This window comes from Pseudoalteromonas caenipelagi (genome assembly GCF_013140855.1).
GTDB lineage: Bacteria > Pseudomonadota > Gammaproteobacteria > Enterobacterales > Alteromonadaceae > Pseudoalteromonas > Pseudoalteromonas caenipelagi.
In genome coordinates, this window is record NZ_JABBPG010000006.1 from 164,415 (window position 1) to 185,558 (window position 21,144).

Consider the following 21,144-nt stretch of genomic DNA (forward strand, 5'->3'; position numbering starts at 1 on the left):
AGTACCCTGCAAACATGATTAAAGACAATAGTGTGGTAGCAATCATTAACTCTATAAGAGAAAAACCTTTCGCTGGCCTCATTCCCATACCACCATATTAAAAGAAAACTGACGTGCTACAGAGACGTTTTTTACACTAACAATCGATACTTTATAGACACAATAACGCTTTGGCTGTTCATATGTATCATCAAAATCCCTAGGAGGCTCAAAGCGCTCCACTAGCTCTGCATGCCAATTAAGTGGTAAGGCGTTTGTTGTCACTTGTCCCTCAACAAAGTCTACTTTCGCTTTTTTATTTAGCTTAGTTCTAAGCTCATCTTTTATCTGGGGAATTGAGCTGTAAACAGTCTGGTAAAAATGACTGGAATTGATAACCTTTTTTGAAGATAAGCTACTTGCGGAAAATAGCTCCCCTACAACTGCGATAGAAGAGAATAAGATAATGGCAGCAATTAAAATTTCGATTAACGTAAATCCACGGGCTCTATTCATCACGCATTAACACACTTTCAATACCGTAAAATCGAGGTTGCTCATGAACAAAAATCCCAAACGAACGTGGTTGTACCAAAAACCTAGTGTCAATGGTATACAAATCAGCAACAAACTGAAGTGTATCAAACTCTATAATTTGTTGATTGCTGTTCGCTTGAGTCGAGATAATTGCTCGGCCATCAATCAGCTGAATCTGAGTATCTTGACCCGAATAATAAGCCCGATAGCTGTAGACTTTGAAAAGGTTTCTTACTTTTTCCAGCTCTACATGACGTTTGTTTTTTTCAAAAATATTGATGACTAAACCGCCAGTTAAACCCATTACGACACTCATAATGGCGAGCACAATCATCAACTCAATGAGTGAAAAGCCAACGTTTGTTTTAAAACGGGACATCATTTATCGAAACCATACTCATCAACATGGTGATCACTATGCCACCGACAAACCCACCCATGAACAAGAGCATGATTGGCTCTAACATTGTGGTAAATTTCTTTATTACTTGCTCTAAATCAGAGCGAGAACGCACCGCCACTTCTTCAAATACTCTCGGTAGTCGGCCGGTTTCCTCTCCAACTTTGATAATAGATAAGAAAAAGTCCGGAAATATTCTCGTCTTCCCTAAAACTTGTCCTAACGGCTGCCCCGATTTTAGCTGTTTTAACGCCTGCTTAGCATCTCGTCGATAGTCTGGGTGTTTTAAAGTATCTGACGTTAACTCTAAAGTTGTATCAAGCTGTAAACCAGCTTCGAGCATCATTGACATAGATTGAGCAAAACGGATGCGTTCAGAAGTCGTTATAATAGCACCAATACCGGGTAACTTAGCCGCTTTTGCATAAAACCAGCTTCTCACTTCAGGTTTTTTGAATCCGTATACTATAGCAGTAATACAAGCTATCATAGCACTCAAAATAACCGCTTGATAATCAATAAAAAACTGACTTACACCAATTATCATCTGGGTATACCAAGGCGCCTGGCTAAGATCTGTAAATATGCCAGCCATTTTCGGCACGATAAAGGTCAAAACAAAGTATACAGCCATGATACACACAAAAAATATCACGCTAGGATACGTCAGAGCAGCACTTACTTGCGATTTTAAATCTTTTTGAAACTTCAAATCAGCCGCGAGTCGACGCAACACCTCCGGTAAATTTCCTGATGTTTCCCCAATTTTTAATAGACTGATGTATAAAGGGCCAAATAGTGCTTCATGCTTTGCAAAAGACTGACTCAACGACTCGCCTTTTTTGAGAGAAGTCGCTATTTGATTAAGTAATCGGTTTAGTGCTGGGTGTGAGTTCGACTGCCTAATAATATCAATACCTTTATCAACCCGAACACCACTTTCTAGCAATAATGACAACTCACTCGTAAAAAACTCAAGCTGTTCTAAATCGACTTTTTGAGAGAAAAGCTCTGATAGCCCTGAAGACTTACCAATAACCTTAAGCTCTATCGGGCTGAGTCCTTGCTCATTTAAACTCTGTTGCGCCTCTTTAGTGTCAAGTGCTTCAATAGTACCTTGATGTCGGGAGCCTTGAGCGTCAATGGCTTTATACTCAAATTCCATTAACCTGCAACCCTTAGCACTTCATCTATTGTTGTTACGCCTGTAATAACCTTATATAAGCCATCTTCAAATAGGTCTCTACGTTTTAAAGCGCGGTTGTGAGATTTTGCTTTACCAATAAACTGGTCATTTTTTGGTATCGCCTTTATCTCATCATCACAACGCAAATATTCATTGATAGCGATTCGACCTTTGAACCCAGTGTTATTACATTTTTCGCAACCATTAGGTTGTTTAAGATTTAACTCACTTACCCCAGCCATATCAGCAATTTCCTGCAATGGATATTTACCTAGCAACTCACTTTGGTTATCAGCGGGTAAAGCACAATGCTGACATAACCTTCTTGCTAAACGTTGGGCTACAACGGATACAAGTGCTGCGTTGAGTAAAAACTCTTCAACACCAAGATCAAGCAGTCGAGTATATGCCCCCGCGGCATCGTTAGTATGAACTGTACTAAATACCAAGTGACCCGTTAATGCCGATTGTAATGCAATCTGTGCTGTTTCCTTATCACGAATTTCCCCGACCATGATAATGTCGGGGTCTTGACGCACTATAGAGCGAAGACCTGCGGCAAAGTCAAAACCAATATCTGAATTAACCTGAACCTGATTAATTCCTTCTAATTGATATTCTACTGGATCCTCTAATGTAATAATTTTTACATCTTGGGTGTTTAATTCATTTAGGAAAGTATATAACGTTGTCGTTTTACCAGAGCCAGTAGGCCCAGTTAGTAAAATCACACCCGTTGTTTTTTTCAAATCTTCACTAATTAGCTTTTGCGTATCCCCTGATAAGCCTAATACAGACATATCGTAACGAATAGAATCCTTCAGTAAGAAACGCAAAACAATACTTTCCCCTTCATTAAGAGGCAAAGCAGAAACACGTATATCAAGTTCTTGATTTGCAATACGCATTTCTATTTTACCGTCTTGCGGGCGACGCTTTTCGGCAATATCCATCCCCGAAAGAATTTTTAGTCGCGTAACTATAGGTAACTGCATTTTCGGGGCTAACGAATCCACTTCATGTAAGACACCGTCAATACGATATCTTACTCTAAAACGTCCTTTATATGGTTCTAGATGCATATCTGAAGCACCTCTAGAAAGCGCCTTTGTAATCAATGAGTTAAGTAAATTAACAGTGGGAGCTTCAGATGCAAGCTCCCTTAATCGAGCTTCTTCTGCGCCTGTTAACTCTTCGTCATTAAAATTGGATTCTGTTTTACTTTGAATCTCATAAAAGAAGCTTTGTAGCTGCGACTCTGTTGCAATGACAACTTCAATATTAACTTCCTGCATGAGTAGATATTGCGATAACTCAGCATCTAGAGGGTCTTTACACGCTACTAACCAGCAATTATTAGATACACTAAGCAATAAGCAGTTAAGCGACTTTAGCTTTTCATAAGACGCAAACGCTACGGATTCATCAGGGCTCCAAGCTGGGTAGTCACTTGGCTCAAATAGCGGGTAACCTAAAAGCTCATGATAAAGCGGTGCTAAATCGTCTTCTGTTAAGCACCCCATATTTATCAGAATGTTTTCCAATCTACCACCGTAGCGTTGCTGATATGCTGTCGCTTTATCTAGATCAGAAGTTGAAACCCGAAAAGAGTTAACCAATAGCGCTTTCACATCCATCATTTATGAATTACATCCTCGTTCTCGCCCTCGCCGCCTTCTTTACCATCAAGGCCGTATGATAAAAGGTCATATGGTCTGTTTTCTTTTCCAGGCACAGTATAAACATAAGGTTTGCCCCAAGGATCTAGCGGTATATCTTTGGGTAAGTATGGTCCATCCCAATTCGGTGAATTACCCACTCTTAATTCTTGTAGCGTTGTAGGCACAGTGCCCATATCAAGACGATAAGTATCAATTGCAGTCTCAAACATTTGCATCTGAGCAATTGCTGTTTTCTTTTTAGAAGAGCTTACTTTAGAAAAAAGCTTTGGTGCCACCAACGAGCCTAATAACCCCAAAATAATAAGTACTATTAATAACTCCATTAAGCTAAAGCCGCGTTGTTTTCTCATTGAATTCTCCCATTTATTTCTGATTACATATCGCTTAGTTTGCCATTTTATCAATTTTTTACTTGAGATTTGTAGTCTTTCACTTCGGTAATGACTTTACGCCACATGTCTTTATTTTCACTTTTGACTTTTTGCGCATGTCGCAAACTGAGTTCTTTTTGCTGTTCAAGCTCGTTGATAAAAATTGCCAGTTGTTTATCTATTACTTCATCACTATCTAGGTAATTCAGTACATTATTTATCAATCCGTATTCTTCGAAAAGCATCTCATACTTGTGACTCCAACTTGTGGCCAAACATGGGATACCTTGGGATAATGCACTCACACAACCATGGAAACGACTGCTGACCAGCGCCTGACAACGACCTATATACTCTTTAATTTCTATGGCCCCTAAGCTATCAACTAATCGAATGTCACATGGTGATTTTGCAATAATCTGTTCACACAAAGCTTTATCCTCAGCACCTTCATGGTTAAGTAATACAACTTCAAACCCTTTACCATTAAAGTAAGCCGCAAGATTGCACCAAAAACCAATATACACATCTGCACTGTTTACTGCATCTTTATGATTATATTTAGAGATCATTTTATTATTTGGAATAAAACAGACCGTCTTTTTCTCAAAAGGTTCAACATGTTCAGGTTCAATCAAAGCCGTAAAGTCAGGACTTCTTATCAAACTACCTTCTTTGTTAAGCTTCTCACATGCATCAAAAGAGGCTTCATCACGCGCGAAAACAAGTCGTGATTTATTTATTAATATTTCGGCAGCTTTTGCATGTCTGGCTTTATCAAACGGCCCCAAAGCTTGAGGTAATACAATGTACGGCTTACCATACTTATTGAAACGTGCGACTTCTTTAGCTGTATTTTCTAAATCATTAACAGGCCATTGGTCACCATATGAAAAGCCACTTGCATTTAAAATTACATCCACATCAGATTCAGTGATAATGCCGTAACGCTTTAATAACTTTTTAAAAGCATTGGGTAGTAAACCGAATAAACCAGTAAAATCAAACGGCCCGCGTCGCAAGCTCAACTTTTGATAAGCGCCCAACACCGCTCGCTTTTTGTAAGGAAGATTGGCTCCAGGCGACAGCACTAGATTATACTCCTCTATTTGCGTATCTAGCTGTTGCAATATAGCAATAAGCATCAATTCAGCGCCTTTGTTAGAAAACTGAACCCCTTTTACCTCAATATTAATCACAATTCTTTTTTCCTGGATAAGTAAGTAGCGCTTGCGGACTTTTTTTGTTGGAAAAGGGTATCTCCCCTTCTTCTAATGCATAACCCACAGCGATAAACATGACGATGCGTTTGTATTGAGGCAGTTCTAATAAATTAGCTGCTCTTTGATCCAACTTATGTAATTCTGGCCAGTTCAAAGCACAGGTTGACAGACCAAGCGTTTCACATGCCAACATAAATTGCATACTCGCAAGTGAGGAATCAATATATATAACATGTCTATCACGTTCAAAAGGGTACGCAGACAAATCCCCTACGACAGCCAATAGAGCCGGAATTTGCTCTGAGAAACCAGCAGTACCACCTGGTAAGTTTGCAGCTTGACGCTTAACCTGCTCATCCTCTATCAGCATAAATTCATACGCCTGCCGATTACACGCACTCGGAGCCTCCGTTGCAGCCCTCAAGGCTTGTAATATCATCTCTTTTGGTACTTCTCGAGACTCAAACCAACGAACCGATCTACGAGATTTGCATAAGCTTATAAGCTGTTCAATATTAATATCATGCTGCACCTTATCCGTGCTTTTATAGGGCAGAGACTGGCAATCAAACGCATGTTCTATTTGCCTATATTGTTCAAAACTGGCTCCCACTATTGGGTGGGCTTGGTCGCATACCTCAAAATAGCGTTTTAATATTGAGTTAGCCCAAACCAAGTCACTGTGTTCTATGTTCGCTTTTTTTACCGCGAGTGAAAAGACATCAACGGTTTCTTTAATGTAGTCTAAAGCGAAAATGGCTCTTCTTGGGCGCATTATCAGTCCCTTTTCGAGCCTATGAATATTACGACGTAAAAGTGAGCTAGAGCTTTGTTGAATACCTTTCCCATTTGCGTATTGTAGCTTTGCTTTTAGAATCGCTTGCTGTTCATAGCCAAAACTGCGGTCAAAAAGGAAATAATATAACCTACTTAACAAGGCCGTTTGAGCAAAGTAAGGGCGTAACAATGTCTGAAATAACTCTATTGCCACTAAAATGAATTTTTTTAGTCGAACCATAAAAACGAAATACGGGAAACGTATGTTTCCCGTACCCTCAATTAATCATCAATAATGACTTAGTCCGTCAAGCGAGCAATTGAAGCTGCCGCTAGACCCAATTGGTAAACAATCTGTGTTGCCGTGCTCCATAATGTCAAGTTATCAATGTGCTGAGAATCAAGAGGAACAACGATAGTGTCGCCAGGTGCTAGCTGTGAAGCTGCATTATTAACCGCAAACCAAGAACTTTGGCTTGGTAACTCAACAGAGCCATTTGCTTTTATTATGTATATCCTTTCATCATCAGCTTTTTGCTTTAACCCACCACTTGCTCGAATATAATCTTCAACTGATTTAGAAGCGTCAAACAGATGCGTTGCAGCTAAGTTAACCTCGCCTATCACGCTCACAGAGTCTTGTATCGCAGGGATATATAACGCATCACCATCTTCAAGTTGGAGCTCCTGAGTTGAACTTTTATCAAGATTGATAACCAAACGACCTAACGCTTCAACTTTGGATAAATCCTTTAAGATCTGATCCATATCTTCATATGGCAGACTCGTGTTTGCAGTCCGGCTCTTTTGGAAAGTGTTAGTAATGATATCGCGTCTTAGTTCTTGAGTTAAGCGCTGAAGTTGAGAAGTTTCTTTACGCTTAATTGATTCACGCGTAAAGATAGCCGCGTCTTTGTGAGCATATTCACTAAAACCACCCGCTCTTTTTAATAAGCTGTCAAGTGTTTCACCACGCTTAATCGTATAGATGCCAGGGAACTTTACTTCACCAACCACTTTCACCTGAAGCCTTTCTTGCCAGTTTGGTGTAGGAAAAACATTGATGGTATCTTTGCTTGTTAATTTAATTGTTGAGTTTTCTAATTCATGCAAACCATCAAATTGAAGGTGCTCTACCAGCTTAGAGTCCGAGTTCTGTACGCGAGTAAGTTCAACTTTTTTAAGATAAGCTGCTTCTAAAAATCCACCTGCTGCCTGAACTGCACTTTTGAAATCAGCATTTTCAGGTAACGGGTAGACACCTGGAAACTTCACTCGCCCATTTACGGCAAATAACTTGCTTGGGTGTGTTGGGGTTGCTTGCCTTTCCAATTTTTTCAAAATTGGTGCAAGTAGCTTGCTACGACTAAAGACAGCTAGGTCTTCTTCTTTTGTGTCTTCAGGCTCTTGAAATAATGCATCAATACTTGTGATAAGTTCAATGTCCTCGTCGAGCTCGAATAGTTCGTCTTCTTTTAGACCAATAAATTTCAGAAACTCATCACGTTCAAATTGCTCCCACAACTTGATATTGTCTCGCAGTTTTAGCTGCTCTTCACTATATGCCATGTCATCAAGCAGTTGTCTTTCTTCTTCTCTCAATTGATAACGACTAAAAACAACAATGGTATCATTCGAATAAAGCTCTATATTTTCATCTTTGCTATCAAAGATATCCTGTAAAGAAAACTGCTGTATTTCGATGTCTCCTTTGAAGTTAACCTCACGAATAATTAGCGAGTAACCGAAATCAGCAATAGGAAGAAGGTCTTCTCTAGGTGACTTAAAAACATCCTTTAGTGTTTTGCCTTTATGCCACTCGTAGTGACCTGGGTTTGTTACAGCGCCAATTAGTGTAACCGTATTTTGTAGCCGTGCAGAGGCAGCATGTACCGATATTTCATCACCATTCATCGGTTTATATGAAGACTTTTTAGTGAAATCAAAATTTAAGGTGATTCGCTTACCGTCTCCATTATAACGTGATACAACAACCTTCGACTTATTCGCACTTGCTTTCAGCCCCCCAGACATAGCAAGCAAGCTATCAAGTGTATCGGTCTCTTTTAATTCAAATATGGCTTGACGATTTACCTCACCTTTTATCTTTATCTTTTTTTCTGCTGGAGGTATAAATACTACGTCACCTGGCTTTAATACGATATCATCAGAGCTATCTCCAAATAGCAGTAAATCGTAAAGATCAAAAGTTGTGATGAGCTTACCTGCTCTTTTTACTTGTACGTGTCGTAAAGAGCCATTATCACTCACTCCCCCTGAAACAAATAGCGCGTGAGTCACCGTTGCGAGAGGAGAGACGGTGTAACTCCCAGGCTTGTATGCTTCACCTACAACCATAATTCGCATCGAATTAAGTTCGCCCATTGATATATAAGCTTGCACACCAATCATCTCTGTCGAGATTTTATTTGATATAAGCCCTTTTAGTTCCTTAAAAGACATACCTATTACGTAAAGTGGGGATAAGTCAGGAATAGCAAGGCGACCCGAACTATCAATCTGGACCTCATACTCTTTATTGCTTTTTCCATACAAATTGACTTTGACAGTATCACCAACCCCCAGCAAATACGTATCGGGTATAGCAGCAAGTTCAACGGGAGAAAATGACATCGGTTCACCTGCGAAAAGTTCATAACCAAATGGTTTTAGCTCTTCTAGCTTAGGTTTATACTTGTCCTCTTCCGAATCTTGAGCAAATTCATTATCTTTTTCTCGTGGCTGCACTGTTGACTCTAATTCTGAGCTCACATCTTGTTTTTTCCCTTGCTTGTTCAAGGAATTTAGATCAATCCCATACTTTTGAGCAATTGCTTCTTGCTGAGCTTTAGGCAGCTTTTTAAACTGCTCTATTTGCTGTGGGCTAGGAGACACTGCTTGAGCATTTCCTATATAGGTTGCAAATAATGAGAACAGAACAAAAAAGACAGTTAATTTACTTAACTTCACGTATATACCCTTAAATGAATGCGCAATTTGACCGACGAATGATACAGTATTTCTAATCTAAAAAAAATGGGACCATTGGCCCCATTTATGTATAAAATTGTTAACGCCTTAGAAGCTGTATACTAAAGTTAAAGATGTTTCTGTGTCTGTATTATCTTTTTCTGCTGCAACGTCTGAGTTATGGATAACGTTATATGCGACTTTCATTTGTAGCGAGCCATTTATTTTCGTCATCAATGCTGATTCGGCAGTGGTTTTTGTATTGCTTTCACCATATTCAACAGCAACCAGCTGAGTGAAGCGTGCATTTTCTGAAAGCTGCCAGTTAAAGTCCAACTTACCCACACCTATCACTTCATTTTCTGACTGACCAGCGAGAGAGTTACCATTGTCATCTAACTCAGAGCTATTGTTATGATGTTCAAAGCGCTTAATACCTGGACCTACTTCTGCATTTAAGTACATATCGTCGCGGTTCAACAATCTTAAGCCGTAACCTGCAGATACAACCGCTTCATTTCTATATGCCCCAAAGTAATCTGACACATATGAGCCATAAATAAACAAGTGGCTATGATCTTCTCTTAACTTATAGTTTCCCTGCGTTGATAGTGAGTACTTTTCGTTTGTACGCTCAGTAACTCGCACTCCTGCATCGTTTTCTATCTCGTCTTCTTTATAAATGCCGCTAAGCTTATACTCGTTGTGCCAGTTCTCGAGGTTATGCTTGGCTTTAATACCACCTTTGAGCGTTGTGGTTTTAGTATTACCGCTTGTGATGATAGCACCTACTTCACTACTCACATCCCAAGTTTTCTTTACATCTGCAGTCGTTGCATACGCGCTATTTACAGTGGCTGCAAAAACACACAGAGATAAAAGCTTTAGTTTCATTTCTCAATAACCTTTCAATAATTAATCTTTATGAAGATGAACATCCATTTGCGGGAATGGAATGGCAATGCCAGCTTCATCTAAGGAAATTTTTATATTTTCGACCAGTTCAAAATATACAGGCCAATAGTCAGAGGTGTTAACCCAAGGACGAACCACAAAGTTAACGCTTGAGTCTGCTAACTCTAATACCGCGACATTATAAGCTGGTTCTTTTAAAATGCGTTCTTCTTTATCCAGAACAGATTTTAAAACTTGCTTAGCTTGCTTTAAATCAGCGTCGTAACCTACACCAATTACCAAATCAATACGGCGTGTTTTTTCTCTAGAAAAATTAACAATTGCGCCCGACATAATCGATGAGTTCGGCATAATTATAACTTTGTTGTCAGGTGTTTTTAATTCAGTTGAGAAAATTTCTATTTTTTGAACACTGCCAGCTTTACCGCCGGCTTCAATATAGTCTCCCGCTTTAAACGGGCGTAAGATGATAATTAACACACCTGAAGCGAAGTTTGACAAAGAGCCTTGCAATGCCAAACCAATAGCTAGGCCAGCGGCACCTAAGATAGCGATAAAAGAGGTTGTTTCTACACCAACTTGAGACAGTGCCATCAACACCGTAGCTGCAAACACAGCTGCATATACGATATTAGCAACAAAACCTGCGACAGCTTTGTCTATTTTGCGTTTCTCAAAAGCCTTTACAGTTAATTTATCGCACGTTTTAGCGACCTTTAAACCAACAAAAAGGATCAATAAGGCTATGACAGCCTGTATCGAGAAATGAAGTAACATATCAGAGTTATCATTTAGCCATTGTATAGCTGTATCCATAAGGCCTCCTAGGCACGGTTTTTGATTTTGAGCGGATCATACATAGATTATATGAATATTGCCTGTATGTAAGGATTTTTTTATTTCTAACTTTTTTCACTAAAAATAGAAATTTCTCTTTGCAAGTACAAGATATTTATGTATTATGCGCGCCACACACCAACGAGGTGTTGTTATTGCGGCGGCTGTAGCTCAGTTGGTAGAGCCCTGGATTGTGATTCCGGTTGTCGTGGGTTCAAGTCCCATCAGTCGCCCCATCTCTTCCTGTTTGAACTTAGGTTCAATATCAAATATTTGTCTGTAATTTTTCCTATTTCTTTCCTAACATTTTTATTCTGTTGTTTTTCTTCCTGGTACTTTGACAAATTTAAGACAAAAAAATGCCACCTTTCGGTGGCATTACACACGGGATTATTTCTACGTATAGATAGAAATTCTTTACTTCCAGCTTCTCATTTTGTGCCCTTTGACAGCATAAAAGAGAATAAATAAGTAGCTGGGGATCATTAAACTATATGCGCCTTGCGCGCCTAAACCAGCTGCGTTACCAATACCTATCAATAATGGTCCTAGAGCACCGCCAGCAATACCCATAATTAATAGGCCTGAAGCTGTACCGGTTAAACGTCCTAAACCATCCAACGCAAGCGGCCAAATTGCAGGCCATACCATCGCGTTGGCAAATCCTAGCAGCGCAATACACAATAACGGATCTGGAAGCTGGGGTCCACCAAATGGGACAAGCAACATGTTTGAAAGCAAAAATGAGTTGTTGCTACCAAGCACAACAGCCAATACAGTTACAATACCTGCAATACCTGACATCATCAAGGCACTTTGTTGCGACATAAAGCGAGGTATAAGCGCTATACCTATCGCATAGCCAATAAGCATACACCCCATTGTATATGATGTCATTACAGAATAATCAGCAATCCCTAATTGCAGTGCATACGACCCGATTGTATCAGCAGCGATAACTTCAACCGCAACATACAAAGCGATACCTATAACACCCAGTACTAAATGAGGATGCGATAGCGTTTCTTTAATTTCCCCTTTACTGGTTTTACTTTCTTCATTAAATACCAAGTCAGGTAACGGAGAAAACTTAGCAAATAAGGCAAAAATAAAAATTAACCCAGCTATAGCGATATAAGGTGTAATTAGGCTATTTGCCATTATATCTTTTTGCTCTTGAGTCAACTTAGCGCCACCTTCTACCAAACCACTCACGACAACCGCTGCGAAAATGATCGGAACAATAACGCCAGCTGATTTGTTCAGTAGACCCATGATGCAAACGCGAACCGCAGCTGACTTTTCTGAGCCCATTTTTACTACATATGGGTTCACTGCTGTTTGTAATACTGTTTGCCCTATGCCAATCATCAACTGGGCAAATAGAAAGATCTCGATCATTTGCATTTTTGCTGCGGGGATATACATCAAAGCAGAACCCGCCATGATCATACAGCCAATTGCCATACCATTTTTATAGCCAACACGCTTAATAAGTATGGCTGATGGAATGCCAGCAACGGTTACAGCGATGTAAAACGATGAGATGATAAAAGAGGCCTGTAAAGGTGTTAATTCGAGCATTTGCTGTAAAAACGGCGTTATTGCACCGTTTAACCAAGTGATACAGCCCAAAATGAAAAACATTGAACCGGCTAATACCATCGGCAACCAGATACTCTGCTTGTCTTTACTTTCAATATCCACGATTGCTTCCATAAGTTTCTTCTTGTTGCTAGTTAATATCATTATTTTAATAGCCATCCAATTAAAATTGCTTTATTAAGAAGCTTCAACTCACAGCTAAACAGCTTAATAAAACAAAAATGACAGCGCTGACATTTAACTTTACGTTAAAATTACATCTTTGACTAGTCAGTTTTTAAACACAAACGTAACTAAAATTGAAACAAACTTCCAATTCTAGTTACGTATTACTTATTCTTAATAGCGTTTTACAAAGATAGCTCAGTAGTGCGGCTAACATTACTGCTGCCGTGACGAGTCCTCAGTAATATGCTCTGAGTGTCTTCTACTTTGGCAGGGCCAGAATATACTTGCCAAGACTGACCGTCATCAAAGGAGTACTCTATGGCTAAAAATGGAAATGCGCTATTGGCATGTAATTTTCCATCTTTAATCACACCTCCGGGTACGGGCAGATGTGCTTTTACTCCTCGCTTCTCTAGTTTTGCCAGCTCCTTAACGGACAGTGCTGCAGCAAACTTTAGCCAGTCGTTTGTAAAGTTTTTGCTACTTAAGCCTGAAGCTTCCCACGAAGCCTTGTGCCAAGCACGCTCAGCAACACTCAGAATACGCGGGAAGATCATACTCAACACCTGCTCTTCAGTACGGATTGTCTCGCTCCAAACTTGCCCTTGTATACCAAGAATATTTTCCGGTTTCTCCAACTTGGGCAGTTCACGGCCAACTAATGCCTCTAAATTAACGATAGGCTCTCGGTTTCTGGTAAAATCTGCATTAGCGTATACATCGTCAGGCATATAACCAAATGTTTTTTTGGTATCAATGTAACGTGTTGCCCAATAGTAACCTCGTGCTTCTGGATGCGCTTCGTAGGGGTGATCAAAGTATAAATGGGTGCCGTGTGAAAGAATGACCTGATAACCATCGTTGGCTAAACGATGTGCTCTGTCAGCGACTCCCCACTCCCAAATGTTATCCCATACATTTGCAGTAACATTTTTATTTGGGAATGATGCTCGATTAAAAGGGTTCACTTTGTCATACATTAAACCATCTTCCCAAGCCCCAGGGGTAATTCCTCGCTTGTTTAAAAGACCCGCTACCCGTTGAGTAAAGTAAGGTTTTAAATCTGTAACACCCGCGACGCCATTGTTAGGGTCAGAAAATAATGCTTGGCATGCCTTTGAGCCTGTCCACGAGCCACTGCCGACTTCATCACCACCAAAATGTAAATTGGTTAGTCTGGTGCCAGCTTCGCGATACATACTTTGTAACTCATAGGTCACTTTATCTATAAAGGCGTAAGTAGAGTCTAAGCATACATTGATTGAGTTATCTGTATAATTTTGAACAGTTAAATACTCTGATGTGTCTCCTGGCTCACTGAGTAAGTAAGCACTTGCAGCCTTTTTATCGCCTTGTTCTAAAAGCTTATTGTATCTGGCTTCCATGGCTTTAATTGACGCTCGTGCGTGCCCCGGACCTTCTATTTCAGGAATGATTTTAATGTGTCGAGCAGTTGCAAACTTAAGTAGCTCAATAAAGTCTTTACGCGATAAGTAGCCATTTCCTGAACCTGATTTAAACGGCCCAGTGCCAAGCTGTGTGAGCAAACAGCTTTGTTCACTTAAGTCAAAGCAACGGTAACCACCAATTTCACTGAGCTCTGGTAAGCCAGGTATTTCTAAGCGCCAACCTTCATCTTCAGAGAAGTGCCAATGTAATACATTCATTTTATAGCGGCCCATTTGTTCCACTAATTTAAACATGGCATCTTTACCATGGTAATTACGACCGTTGTCGTAATGCATACCACGCCAAGCAAACCTTGGACTATCCTCAATTTCTACGTTGGGTAGTTCAATATTATTTTTAGATTCAGGCCCGAACAACGCTAGCAAGCTTTGCATACCATAAAAAACACCCGCATTATCAGAACCGACGATAATGATTTGCTCATCATCAATTTCTAAGCGATAACTTTGGGCTTTTCCGCTGGCAATAGTGTCATCCACTTTGAGCGTGATAGTTGGCTGATTATCCGACTTGATATGATCTGGTTGAGCATCAAGTTGAAGGCCATAGTCAGCTAAATCTTTTACAAACACGTTCACTTCTGATTTGAGTCGTCCTGCGTAACGAATTTGCCACTGTTCATTTACCTGCGTAGTACCACGGTTAAAATCAACACTGCTAGGTTTAGGGATAATACGCTTTAGTGCATCTTGTTTATCCACTGACAATGATGTTGCATTTCTTTCATAACGCAGCGCTGCATTGGCAATTTTGGTGTGATCTATCGGTTTATTATAACGTTTTAGCTGATTTTCACGCTCTATGGGCGCTACGAACTGTGTAAAGTCTTCGGTATCGGTATTGGCAAAAATAGCTGGCTTATGACCGTTTGCCACCATAAAAGCGCGGGGCATAAAGTCGCTGTATGCAGCAATCCAAGCACTTGCGCCAAATTCTACTTTTAAGCTTTCTCCGGGCGCTAACCCCGCAAAATCTTCAGTAGGTACCAAACGGTTCAAATCCCCGTTAATATGCTCTATTTTTAATCCTGCGGCTTGTTCTGTCTGAATTTTTCTAATTGAATGTATATAGAGTTGCCAGTCACTTTTACCCTTTGGCAAAGCAATATCAGAGTCATTTTTTAAATTGATAGACGCGAGCACGCTACCTTCGCCTTTACTAAAGTTATCCTCCACAGCAAACATCAACTCAGTGCCTTGGGTAAAGCGCTGTAGCTCATTTTGTGTAAGCGCAGCATTGGCAACTAAAGGCATTGCCAGTATCGCACTGGCGAGTAAAGTGTGTTTAAAGTTCATCCTAGGCTCCTTTATAAAGCGGTAGTGTCTTCGCTTAATGTCATTATTTTAAGTGCGATTTGATTAATAAATAGCTTAGTTATGCACTTTCATCATATAGAAACAAAAATGACAGCGCTATCATTATTTTTTCATTTTGCTGCAATGAAACTACGCTAAGCATAAAAAAGCCCGCTAATTGCGGGCTACTCAATATTAAAAATTTAACGCTACCAAATTTTGACGCGTTGCTCAGGTGTTAAATACATCTTATCACCCTCTTTAACATCAAATGCCTTATAGAACTCAGGCATGTTTGGTAGAACACCAATAACACGATAGTGACTAGGTGAGTGTGAATCTGTTACTAAGCGATTGCGAAGCTCTTCGTCACGATATTTTCTGCGCCAAATTTGTGCCCAGCCCATAAAGAATCGCTGTTCACCAGTATAACCATCAATAACTGGCGCGGTTTGTTCACCAAGTGAAATTTGATACGCCTTGTATGCAACCGTTAGGCCGCCTAAGTCACCAATGTTTTCACCTAGCGTAAGCTCGCCATTTACATTAACATCTTCAAACGGTTTAAATTGATTAAACTGTTGAACGAGTTTTTTGCCACGAGCTTCAAACTGTGACAAGTCAGACTCACTCCACCAATTACGTAAATTACCTTCACCATCGTACTTAGCGCCTTGGTCATCGAAACCATGTCCTAGCTCATGCCCGATGACCGCGCCAATTGCACCATAATTTACAGCATCATCGGCCGCTAGGTTGAAAAATGGAGGTTGTAAAATAGCTGCAGGGAAGACAATTTCATTATTCACGGGGTTGTAGTAAGCATTCACAGTCTGGGGAGTCATAAACCACTCAGAACGATCTACTGGCTTACCAAGTTTATTAATCATGTCTTGATAGGACCACTGGTTGTATCGTACAACATTACCCAATAAGTCATCACGATTGATTTCCAGTGCAGAGTAATCCTTCCACTTGTCTGGGTAACCTATCTTAGGAGTGAATTTACTCAGCTTATCTTTGGCCGCCACTTTTGTTTCAGCGCTCATCCATTCTAGATCATCTATTGCTTGATCAAACCCCTTGATTAAATTTGCAACCAGCTGCTCCATTTTAGCTTTCGCTTCAGGTGGAAAGTATTGCTTAACGTAGATCTTACCCAATAGTTCACCAAGCACTTCATTGCTTGCATCTACTGCTTTTTTCCAAGTTGGAGCTTGCTCTTCCACACCACGTAATTTCTTACCAAAGAAATTAAACTTCAACTCCACCATATCTTTGTTTAGCAACTGTGCATGATTATTAACAAAGTGGAATGTCAGATACTGCTGCCAAGTTTCAAGCGGTGTTTGGGCAAAAATATCTGATAAGTTCTCGAGATAAGATGGCTGATTGATAACAACCTCTTGCAGGTCAATACCCAGCGCCTGAAAGTAAGCTGACAGGTCAAAGTCAGGCATAAGCTGGTTTGCTTCGGCCATTGTCATTTTATTATATGTTTTCGTTGCATCTCTACTTTGCACTCGAGTCCACATAACTGCTGACATTGCTTTTTCAAGTTCAAAAATGTTAGTAGCACGTTGTTTTGCATCTTCAAAGCCTAAGCGACCAAACACTTGCGTAATATATTCGACATATTGCTTTCTTATAGCCTCATATTTTTCAGTGTCTTCTAAGTAATAATCTAGGTCAGGAAGGCCAAGACCAGACTGATAAAGATACAGGGCTTGTTCACTTGAACTTTTAGCATCATTATTTACATACCAAGCAAATGGGCTAGCTCCACCTTTTGTCAGCATGTTGGCCATTAGTACAGGGAGATCTTTTTTATCTTTGATACTATTAATATCTGATAAATAAGTTTTAAGTGGCGATAACCCTAGCTCCTCACGAGCAGTCTCATCCATATAGCTGGCGTAGAATGCGCCGAGTTTGTACTCATCGCTTCCCGGTTTTGCCTGAGCATTAGCTTTCGCATTTTCTAATACTGTTTTTAGTGCTTTTTGCGACTCATCATACAACTGAGTGAAAGATCCATAATTTGACTTATCAGCAGGTATTTGAGTTTTCTCTAGCCATTTACCATTTACATGATAATAAAAGTCATCTTGAGCTTTTACGCTGCGATCGATATTGTTTAAATTAATACCCGATGCCAATGCTGATTGCGCTGATTCTTGTGACGCTTTACTCGTATTATTTGCCGGCTCGCTACATCCTAACAAGCCCAAAGTAAGTGCAACACTTGCTGCAATTAAAGTTATTTTTTTATTCATTATGATATGCCCTATCAAAGATACCCAGCCATATTAAACGTCCTACTTCCCTAAAACAAACCAAGAGTTGAGTTAAACGAAAAGGAAAAGTAACAAATCATGTCTTAGTTAGTTTAAAATTCAGCTTGCAGCTTAGTCACAATACCTTGATTGGCTGCAGGAAAATCGAGAGTATGTAATTTATCTACCTCTACCCACTGACACTGTTGACCTTCTAACCCTTTGGCTTCTCCAGAAAAATCTGTCACCAAATGAATGTCAAGGCACACTTGCTTGTCACCATAGTCATGCTCTATGAGCATAAATGGCTGTGATTTATGCGTTACTATGTTGACCTCTTCTTGCAGCTCCCTTTTCAACGCATCTGTAACGCTCTCTCCAAGCTCAACTTTACCGCCAGGAAACTCCCATAGTCCGCCCTGATGCTGGTGCTCACTGCGTTTGCTAACAAAAATTTTTCGCTGTTGCATAATTACACCTACAGCAACATGAACTCGTTTCTTTGTCATCATATTCTCCTGAAAAAAAAGCGACCTTATAGGTCGCTTTTCTGATTTTATTTGTTGCGCATTGTTTATTTTAACTTACCACAACACTGCTTATACTTTTTACCCGATTGGCAAGGACAAGGCTCGTTACGCCCCACTTTTTGTTCAGCCTTTACTGCAACAGCAGCCCCTTCAGGCACTTCACCACCAACATGTTCAGCTTCAGCATGCTGGTACTCTCTAGGTGCTTGTTCACTGCGGCGATGTTGCTGTTCAACCTTTTCAACGTCTTCTTCAGCACGCACTTGTACCTTACTAAGAATACCAACAACATCTACTTTTAAGTTCTCTAACATTTCAGAAAACAACTCAAAAGACTCACGCTTGTATTCCTGCTTTGGATTTTTCTGAGCATAACCACGCAAGTGAATGCCCTGACGTAAGTGGTCCATAGCCGCTAAATGATCTTTCCAATGCTGATCTAAGCTCTGTAACATCACTGCTTTTTCAAATTGACGCAACACGTCTGGACCAACCATAAGCTCTTTTTGCTTATAAGCTGATTCAACTTCTTCGATAATGCGATCGCGAAGTTTTTCTTCATAGAGTTTTTGATCTTCTTCAAGCCATTTTGCAATGGGTAATTCAAGTAAGAAGTCAGCTTTTATGCGCTCTTCCAGTCCAGAGATATCCCACATTTCTGCTAAGCTTTGCGGCGGAATAAACTGATCTATCGTATTGCTTAGTACATCACTGCGGATCGCCGTGATGGTTTCAGAAATGTCGCCTTCTTCAAGTAGCTCGTTACGCTGTTCGTACACAACACGACGCTGATCGTTTGCAACATCATCGTATTCAAGTAGCTGCTTACGAATGTCAAAGTTACGTGCTTCAACTTTACGTTGTGCATTTTCTATAGCACGGTTAACCCATGGATGCTCAATCGCCTCTCCGCGTTGCATTCCGAGCTTACGCATCATATTAGTCATGCGCTCACCTGCGAAAATACGCATTAACGCATCATCCATTGATAAATAGAAACGGCTTGAACCTGCATCACCTTGACGGCCTGAACGACCACGTAACTGGTTATCTATACGGCGTGATTCATGACGCTCAGTACCAATAATGTGCAATCCCCCAGCTGCAATAACTTCGTCATGGGTCTGCTTCCATTTTGCTTTTATGTCAGCAATCTGCTCGTCAGTTGGGTTGTCTAGCTTAGCCACTTGTGCTTGCCAATTACCACCTAGTACAATATCGGTACCACGCCCAGCCATGTTGGTTGCAATCGTTACTTTACCTGGCAAACCTGCATCAGCAACAATATCTGCTTCTTGAGCGTGGAATTTTGCATTCAATACGTTATGCTCAATTTTCTCTTTCGTTAAAAAGTGTGAAAGGTACTCTGAGCTTTCAATTGAAATAGTACCAACAAGTACTGGCTGACCGCGTTTTTGACAATCACGAATATCTTCTAAAATCGCTTCAAACTTTTCTTCTTGAGTTAGATAAACTAGGTCTGCGCGATCATCACGGATCATTGGCTTGTTGGTTGGGATAACAACAGTATCTAAGCCATAGATTGATTGAAACTCAAATGCTTCGGTATCGGCAGTACCCGTCATACCCGCTAACTTTTCATAGATACGGAAATAGTTTTGGAAGGTAATAGATGCCAACGTTTGGTTTTCATTTTGAATGCGTACACCTTCTTTTGCTTCTACAGCTTGGTGTAAACCTTCAGACCAACGACGTCCTTCCATGGTGCGCCCTGTATGCTCATCAACAATAATTACTTCGTTGTCTTTTACAACGTAATCTACATCTTTTTGGTAAAGCTTGTGGGCACGCAACGCCGCATAAACGTGGCTTAATAAAGTGATATTGCCCGCAGAGTATAATGAGTCACCTTCCTCGATTAAGCCGTGCTCAATCAATAGTTCTTCAACTTTAAGCTGACCACGTTCTGTTAGATGAACCTGCTTAGACTTTTCATCAAGCGTGAAGTCGCCATCACCTTCAACACCTTCTTCATCTTCTTTTTCTTGTAGCTCTAGTAAAGGAACTAAAGTATTTACTTTCGTATACAGCTCTGAGCTGTCTTCTGCAGGGCCAGAAATAATCAATGGCGTACGCGCTTCATCAATCAAAATTGAGTCAACTTCATCCACTACTGCGTAATAAAGAGGACGTTGTACGCGTTCTTCAATGCTAAACGCCATATTATCGCGTAAATAATCGAAGCCAAATTCATTGTTTGTCCCGTACGTGATATCTGCTGCGTATGCTGCCTTTTTCTGCTGCGGCATCATACCTGGTACGTTGCACCCAACAGTTAACCCTAAAAATTCAAATAATGGGCGGTTGGTCTCTGCATCACGTTTAGCAAGATAGTCATTCACCGTAATAACATGTACACCTTTACCAGTTAAACCGTTTAGGTAGGCTGGTAGTGTCGCAGTCAATGTTTTACCTTCACCCGTACGCATCTCAGAAATGCGGCCTTCGTGTAAAACCACCCCACCAATCATCTGAACATCAAAGTGGCGCATATTAAAGACGCGCTTAGACGCCTCACGCACTGTGGCAAATGCTTCAGGTAGAAGGTCATCTAGACTAGTACCTTGCTCAAAGCGCTGCCTAAATTCAGCCGTTTTTGCTTTTAATTCTTCGTCTGAAAGTGCACTGTACTGCTCTTCAAGGGCATTGATTAACGCGACCGTTTTTCTTATGTTTTTAATAGTGCGGTCGTTGCGACTACCAAAAATCTTGGTAAATAAATTAGCTATCATGTTAAAACCGTTTCACTCTTGTGATGGCTGACCTACGCCACATCCATATACTCTTTGGCAGGTGAGGTCGCACTGCTTCGCTTTGGCAACAAATGAAGTTACATTTGTTGTACTGCCTATAATGTAAAATTATGCCCTATCATACCAGACTCAGCGACAGTGCAAACCAC

The 21,144-nt window shown here is 40.4% G+C and carries 15 protein-coding genes, 1 tRNA gene and 1 pseudogene; 1 reads left to right on the top strand and 16 read right to left on the bottom strand.

The genetic code is table 11. The features are described 5' to 3' along the window. Positions 1 to 10 precede the first annotated feature (10 nt). The 11 genes and pseudogenes from HG263_RS22765 to HG263_RS14865 form a co-directional block, all read right to left on the bottom strand. Positions 11 to 88, bottom strand: a pseudogene (locus HG263_RS22765) (prepilin-type N-terminal cleavage/methylation domain-containing protein); the annotation flags it as partial. Next, positions 79 to 495, bottom strand: a complete 417-nt coding sequence (locus HG263_RS14820) for a prepilin-type N-terminal cleavage/methylation domain-containing protein (protein WP_171626867.1) — start codon at positions 493 to 495, stop codon at positions 79 to 81. The gene HG263_RS14820 and the pseudogene HG263_RS22765, both read right to left, overlap by 10 nt. Further along, positions 488 to 898, bottom strand: a complete 411-nt coding sequence (locus HG263_RS14825; RefSeq protein ID WP_171626868.1) for a type II secretion system protein — start codon at positions 896 to 898, stop codon at positions 488 to 490. The genes HG263_RS14820 and HG263_RS14825 overlap by 8 nt, the downstream gene beginning before the upstream one ends. After that, the gene (locus tag HG263_RS14830) at positions 882 to 2,081 is read right to left on the bottom strand and encodes a type II secretion system F family protein (protein WP_171626869.1); all 1,200 of its coding nucleotides are present in this window, start codon (positions 2,079 to 2,081) and stop codon (positions 882 to 884) included. The genes HG263_RS14825 and HG263_RS14830 overlap by 17 nt, the downstream gene beginning before the upstream one ends. After that, positions 2,081 to 3,739, bottom strand: a complete 1,659-nt coding sequence (locus HG263_RS14835) for a GspE/PulE family protein (protein WP_171626970.1) — start codon at positions 3,737 to 3,739, stop codon at positions 2,081 to 2,083. Before HG263_RS14835 ends, HG263_RS14830 begins: the two co-directional genes overlap by 1 nt. After that, complete coding sequence (gene gspG / locus HG263_RS14840; RefSeq protein WP_171626870.1) at positions 3,739 to 4,134, bottom strand: type II secretion system major pseudopilin GspG; 396 nt, start codon at positions 4,132 to 4,134, stop codon at positions 3,739 to 3,741. Before gspG ends, HG263_RS14835 begins: the two co-directional genes overlap by 1 nt. Positions 4,135 to 4,184: 50 nt before the next feature. Further along, positions 4,185 to 5,354: a polysaccharide pyruvyl transferase family protein gene (locus tag HG263_RS14845; RefSeq protein WP_171626871.1), complete on the bottom strand. Its 1,170-nt coding sequence runs from the start codon at positions 5,352 to 5,354 to the stop codon at positions 4,185 to 4,187. After that, the gene (locus tag HG263_RS14850) at positions 5,347 to 6,396 is read right to left on the bottom strand and encodes a nitroreductase family protein (RefSeq protein WP_171626872.1); all 1,050 of its coding nucleotides are present in this window, start codon (positions 6,394 to 6,396) and stop codon (positions 5,347 to 5,349) included. Before HG263_RS14850 ends, HG263_RS14845 begins: the two co-directional genes overlap by 8 nt. A gap of 59 nt (positions 6,397 to 6,455) precedes the next feature. Beyond that, on the bottom strand, positions 6,456 to 9,125 hold the full coding sequence (locus tag HG263_RS14855; protein WP_343043997.1) for an SLBB domain-containing protein: 2,670 nt from the start codon (positions 9,123 to 9,125) through the stop codon (positions 6,456 to 6,458). Positions 9,126 to 9,233: 108 nt separating this feature from the next. Continuing rightward, complete coding sequence (locus HG263_RS14860) at positions 9,234 to 10,019, bottom strand: DUF481 domain-containing protein (protein WP_171626873.1); 786 nt, start codon at positions 10,017 to 10,019, stop codon at positions 9,234 to 9,236. A 21-nt stretch (positions 10,020 to 10,040) separates the two neighbouring features. Beyond that, complete coding sequence (locus HG263_RS14865) at positions 10,041 to 10,856, bottom strand: mechanosensitive ion channel family protein (protein WP_171626874.1); 816 nt, start codon at positions 10,854 to 10,856, stop codon at positions 10,041 to 10,043. Positions 10,857 to 11,037: 181 nt separating this feature from the next. Between HG263_RS14865 and HG263_RS14870 the strand changes: the two genes are divergently transcribed. After that, a tRNA-His gene (locus tag HG263_RS14870) sits at positions 11,038 to 11,113 on the top strand. 181 nt (positions 11,114 to 11,294) lie between these two features. Here HG263_RS14870 and nagP read toward each other — a convergent pair. From nagP to secA, 5 genes are all read right to left on the bottom strand, one after another. Further along, on the bottom strand, positions 11,295 to 12,596 hold the full coding sequence (gene nagP, locus HG263_RS14875; protein ID WP_171626875.1) for an N-acetylglucosamine MFS transporter NagP: 1,302 nt from the start codon (positions 12,594 to 12,596) through the stop codon (positions 11,295 to 11,297). 236 nt (positions 12,597 to 12,832) lie between these two features. Beyond that, entirely contained in the window at positions 12,833 to 15,415 is a 2,583-nt protein-coding gene (locus tag HG263_RS14880) for a beta-N-acetylhexosaminidase (RefSeq protein WP_171626876.1), read from the bottom strand. A gap of 209 nt (positions 15,416 to 15,624) precedes the next feature. Continuing rightward, positions 15,625 to 17,691 carry a M13 family metallopeptidase gene (locus HG263_RS14885; RefSeq protein ID WP_171626877.1) on the bottom strand — a complete coding sequence of 689 codons (2,067 nt, stop codon included), beginning with the start codon at positions 17,689 to 17,691 and terminating at the stop codon, positions 15,625 to 15,627. A 113-nt stretch (positions 17,692 to 17,804) separates the two neighbouring features. Then, positions 17,805 to 18,200, bottom strand: a complete 396-nt coding sequence (mutT, locus tag HG263_RS14890; RefSeq protein ID WP_171626878.1) for an 8-oxo-dGTP diphosphatase MutT — start codon at positions 18,198 to 18,200, stop codon at positions 17,805 to 17,807. A gap of 65 nt (positions 18,201 to 18,265) precedes the next feature. Then, complete coding sequence (gene secA, locus HG263_RS14895) at positions 18,266 to 20,974, bottom strand: preprotein translocase subunit SecA (protein WP_171626879.1); 2,709 nt, start codon at positions 20,972 to 20,974, stop codon at positions 18,266 to 18,268. Positions 20,975 to 21,144: the final 170 nt, after the last annotated feature.